This window comes from Acinetobacter sp. P8-3-8, assembly GCF_000214135.1.
Classification (GTDB): domain Bacteria; phylum Pseudomonadota; class Gammaproteobacteria; order Pseudomonadales; family Moraxellaceae; genus Acinetobacter.
In genome coordinates, this window is sequence record NZ_AFIE01000100.1 from 1 (window position 1) to 3,827 (window position 3,827).

7 protein-coding genes are annotated in these 3,827 nt (G+C 36.5%); 5 read left to right on the forward strand and 2 right to left on the reverse strand.

What is annotated here, in order from left to right:
- Positions 1 to 77 precede the first annotated feature (77 nt).
- The 3 genes from GGG_RS21195 to GGG_RS0118370 are packed head-to-tail and all read left to right on the forward strand — an operon-like array spanning position 78 to position 1,795.
- Complete coding sequence (locus GGG_RS21195) at positions 78 to 239, forward strand: hypothetical protein (protein WP_010117678.1); 162 nt, start codon at positions 78 to 80, stop codon at positions 237 to 239.
- 1 nt (position 240) lies between these two features.
- Positions 241 to 417 carry a hypothetical protein gene (locus GGG_RS21095; RefSeq protein WP_157998086.1) on the forward strand — a complete coding sequence of 59 codons (177 nt, stop codon included), beginning with the start codon at positions 241 to 243 and terminating at the stop codon, positions 415 to 417.
- The gene (locus GGG_RS0118370) at positions 410 to 1,795 is read left to right on the forward strand and encodes an ISL3 family transposase (RefSeq protein WP_010117680.1); all 1,386 of its coding nucleotides are present in this window, start codon (positions 410 to 412) and stop codon (positions 1,793 to 1,795) included. The genes GGG_RS21095 and GGG_RS0118370 overlap by 8 nt, the downstream gene beginning before the upstream one ends.
- A gap of 178 nt (positions 1,796 to 1,973) precedes the next feature.
- Here GGG_RS0118370 and GGG_RS0118375 read toward each other — a convergent pair whose 3' ends face one another.
- Positions 1,974 to 2,276 (reverse strand): hypothetical protein, encoded by a 303-nt coding sequence (locus GGG_RS0118375; RefSeq protein ID WP_010117682.1) that lies wholly within the window; start codon positions 2,274 to 2,276, stop codon positions 1,974 to 1,976.
- 29 nt (positions 2,277 to 2,305) lie between these two features.
- Positions 2,306 to 2,977, reverse strand: coding sequence for a S24 family peptidase (locus tag GGG_RS0118380; RefSeq protein WP_010117683.1), 672 nt, complete (start codon positions 2,975 to 2,977; stop codon positions 2,306 to 2,308).
- 123 nt (positions 2,978 to 3,100) lie between these two features.
- Here GGG_RS0118380 and GGG_RS0118385 point away from each other — a divergent pair, with 123 nt between their 5' ends.
- Together GGG_RS0118385 and GGG_RS0118390 are read left to right on the forward strand one after the other, a co-directional pair.
- Complete coding sequence (locus GGG_RS0118385; RefSeq protein ID WP_010117685.1) at positions 3,101 to 3,331, forward strand: Cro/CI family transcriptional regulator; 231 nt, start codon at positions 3,101 to 3,103, stop codon at positions 3,329 to 3,331.
- Between the two features lie 8 nt (positions 3,332 to 3,339).
- Entirely contained in the window at positions 3,340 to 3,696 is a 357-nt protein-coding gene (locus GGG_RS0118390; RefSeq protein ID WP_010117387.1) for a transcriptional regulator, read from the forward strand.
- The last annotated feature ends 131 nt before the right edge of the window (positions 3,697 to 3,827 follow it).

A 3,827-nucleotide genomic window follows, 5' to 3' on the forward strand; every position in this document is an offset into this window, starting at 1 on the left:
GGCTATTCGGAATATCGTGTGTAATTAATTAAACTGTGCTATATTCTTATTTCGGAATATCGTGTGGAATAATTGAAATGACTGAACAAGAAATAGATAGTTTAATAAACATAGTGATACAAGATGTAGCCGAACTTCCCGATCGAACAAGTCCAGAATATTGGCCTGATGCAATGATTGTTACGGGCGATGAGTTAGAAGAGATATTAACTAATAGACTTAAAAGTGGGGTGGTTTAGTATGGTGAAATGTGACATGTGTGGAAGTGTAGATTATATTCTTTTAACTCGCCAAAACCCTAAAGGGCAGAAAGGTGTTTTTCATTGTGAAGAGTGTACTGGGACTCTGGTTGATAATTTTGGAGAAGCATTGGTAACTGCGATTATTGGTGGTGAGCAGGAACAGTCCATTGACTGACATCCTTAGCCTTTCAAATTGGGCTGTATTAAGTGTTGAACAAGGTGATGAACTAGTTATCAAGGCTGAATACCTGGTTCAACCAGCTTCCTGTTTAAAATGCGGTTCTCAGTCGTTTTATAAACATGGACCAAAGCCAGTTGCATATCGTGATAGCCCTGTTCGTGGGTCACCAGTTATCGTAAATGCGATTCTTAAAAGATACCGCTGCAAAGACTGTGGCGGAACGTTTATTCAGCCTGTGACAGATATTCATCCTGAAATGCGCATGACAGTGCGTTGTGTTAGATACATTCAATCGCAATGCCTCAAAGATACTTTTACACGTATTGCTGAAAATATTGGTTGTGATGAGAAGTCTATTCGTTCAATAGCTCATGACTATATTAATTTCCTCACAACAAATTACAAACCAGTATTACCTAAAATGGTTGGTATAGATGAAACCAAAATTGATGGTGAAATGCGCTTCATTATCACTGATATAGAAAAACGAAAACCTATTGATATGCTCATAAATAGGGAAAAGCCCACGATATCAGATTATCTTTGGAAACATCGAGATGATCCTGTTCAGGTTGTTGCGATGGATATGTGGACTGGTTATAAGTCAGTAGTGAGTGCAGTCTATCCAAATGCAGCAATCGTTGTTGATAAATTTCATGTTGTTAGAATGGCGAACCAAGCAATGGATGGTATTCGCATAAATTTATCTAAAGACCGTGTAAAGGCTATTGGGCGCGACTGGATGCGAAGAAAATCACTACTTCGTATGCGTTACAAGAACTTGGATGAAAAAGGCAAATATAACGTAGATATGTGGCTTGAGAATGAGCCTGATATTGCTATAGCACATGGACTTAAAGAGCTATTCTACTTGATCTATGAAATGCCCACTCGACAAGAAGCTGAAGACTTACTAAATGAATGGCTAGCTACGGTCCCACCAGAAATGAATAAGTCTAAAAAAGATTTCAAGCCCTTAATAACGATCTTTAAAGAGTGGCGCAATGAAATTCTTAACTACTTTGACTATCGAGTAACAAATGGCTATACAGAAGCATTAAATGGTGTAGCTAAGGTTATTAACCGTCAAGGACGTGGATATAACTTTGAAACATTAAGGGCTAGATTATTGTTTAACAAACACCATAAACCGCCTTATCCTTCTTTGAATATGGACCCAAATGTTGAAATAACAGCGAAAGAGTTTGATGATTTACTTGAAAGCATAATTCGCTGTGAATGTTGTTTGCGCTTATTAACACCATTCGATTACTCATCTATTTGTGTTACTTGTACAGAGAGATTTCCACACTTGAAACCATATAGATATCCACCTTTACCAGTGGAAGATTCCACACCTTATTCCGAATAGCCAAAATAATTAAAAGCAAGATGAAGAGGCAAAAAATAGGGAATTGCCCTGATGATATAGATTTAACACCAATATCACGAAATGCTCTAGCCCAAGTAAATTTATCAGTTGATTCACTCATATACCTACACCTAATATTTAGCAAGTTATTATTTGCGTCGGGTTCGCAGTTTTTTATTTATGCATTTGAATATTTTTCTAAAAACTCATCCACCCATCCCTGAGCAACTTCAAGATTTGTTATGTCAGCTAACTTCAGACTAGTTTCTTCAGCTTCGTTAAAGCCTTCAATAATGGCTTCAAAGATGTTTGCTTCAGTAATGACCTCGCGTGCGATTTCCGCAGCATCATAGCTTTGTTTAGCTTTTTTAAGAGAGGCTATTTGTTTGTCAATTCCTGAGCCAATTTTATCTAATGCCAATTTAAATTCTTGGCGATTAATTGTTAGCGCAGTTTTAGATTTATTAAGTGTTGCTATCATAATGTTCTCTTTTCTTTAAGGTGTTTTAATTATCCAGCTCGCCAAAATTGACGTCCCATTACTTTAAAATTAGAACCATTATCCTCAGTTACTATTTTGTCTCTATATTTTTCATTCAAACTATGAAGAATTAATGACCCGTCTGCCTCTTTGAATATTTGCTTAATCATTCCTTCACCAGCGAAATAAAAAGCATAAATTTCACCATCAATAATTTCAGTTTGGGCAAGGTTAATACCAACCAAATCACCATCTTTGATGAAATCAGCCATACTATCGCCTTTAGCTTTGATGATTTTCATTGTCTTTTCAGTAACACCTTTATCTCTCATAAATGCAGGTGAAAACGGAAATTTTCCGTTAATAACATCAAAGTGAAATTCTATAGATTCGCCAGTACCGCAGGAAAAATTAGCCTCTACTACATCGATCCAAACAAATTCATTATCTGAGTCATATTCAACAACAGTAGGTTTATGCAGGTCCTTTGCTTCAAAGGTATCGGCTGAACTACCAGTTGTAAGCCAATAAGGATCAACACCTAAAAATTGAGCAATCATAGGGAGAAATGCAGATTTTTGATTTCTTCCTGATTCAAGAGCTTGATATGCAGGTTGGGAGATTTTTACAGCTTCTGCAACTTCCGCTTGTGTCTTTCCTGCTTTTTTTCTTGATTCTTTCAAGCGTTCCTTAAGTGACATAACAACACACCTTAAATATTTATAACAATATATAACCTAGGTTATATATAATCAAATAACTATAACTATTGACTGTAAATAACTATAGTTATAATATGGATTATATCTTTTGGAGATATAACTATGAGTGAGCAAACTAATAATAAGTTTCAGCTACTTGTTGAGCATTTTGGCAGCCAAGAAAGCACTGCCAACGCACTACAAGTAAAACAGCCAGCGGTCTCAGCATGGGTGAGAGGGACAAGGAGTATGTCCGAGCTTGTTGCCATGCGTGCCGAAAAAGCTACAGATGGAAAATTTAAAGCGACTGAGTTGTGTCCATCGTTAAAAGAATTTCAAACCTTAACTGCTTAGGAACCACCATGAGCAAAGTATCAATTGAATTAAGTGCAAGCGCCAGAAATGACGCATCACGCATATTGCACGGACTTGACTCGAGCAATCAAAAAGAAATTGCTGAGCAACTTGGTGTTGATCCAAGCACAGTTACAAGAATGAAAACAGACAAGAAAAACAATGGCTTGAACGAAATTGAATTGTTTTGCGAGTTATTGAGCTGTCTTGGTTTAAAGGTCGTGCCTAAAGAATATCAAAGTATTGATAAATCAAGAGTTGAAGCACTTCTTGTTATGTCAAAGAGCTGGATGAATCGAATTGAAACAGTTGATGATTTGTTTCATGACGAAATCAGTGAACGGAAAGAAAAACTCGGATATTAAAAAAGCCTGACGGTTTAGATCAGGCTTCATATATTCAAAACGAGATGGAAATGAATATGCATAAAATTTTAACAGAGATTGAGCTACAGCGAAAGATTTATTTATTTCAAAAGGCAGTCGAAGAACACGCT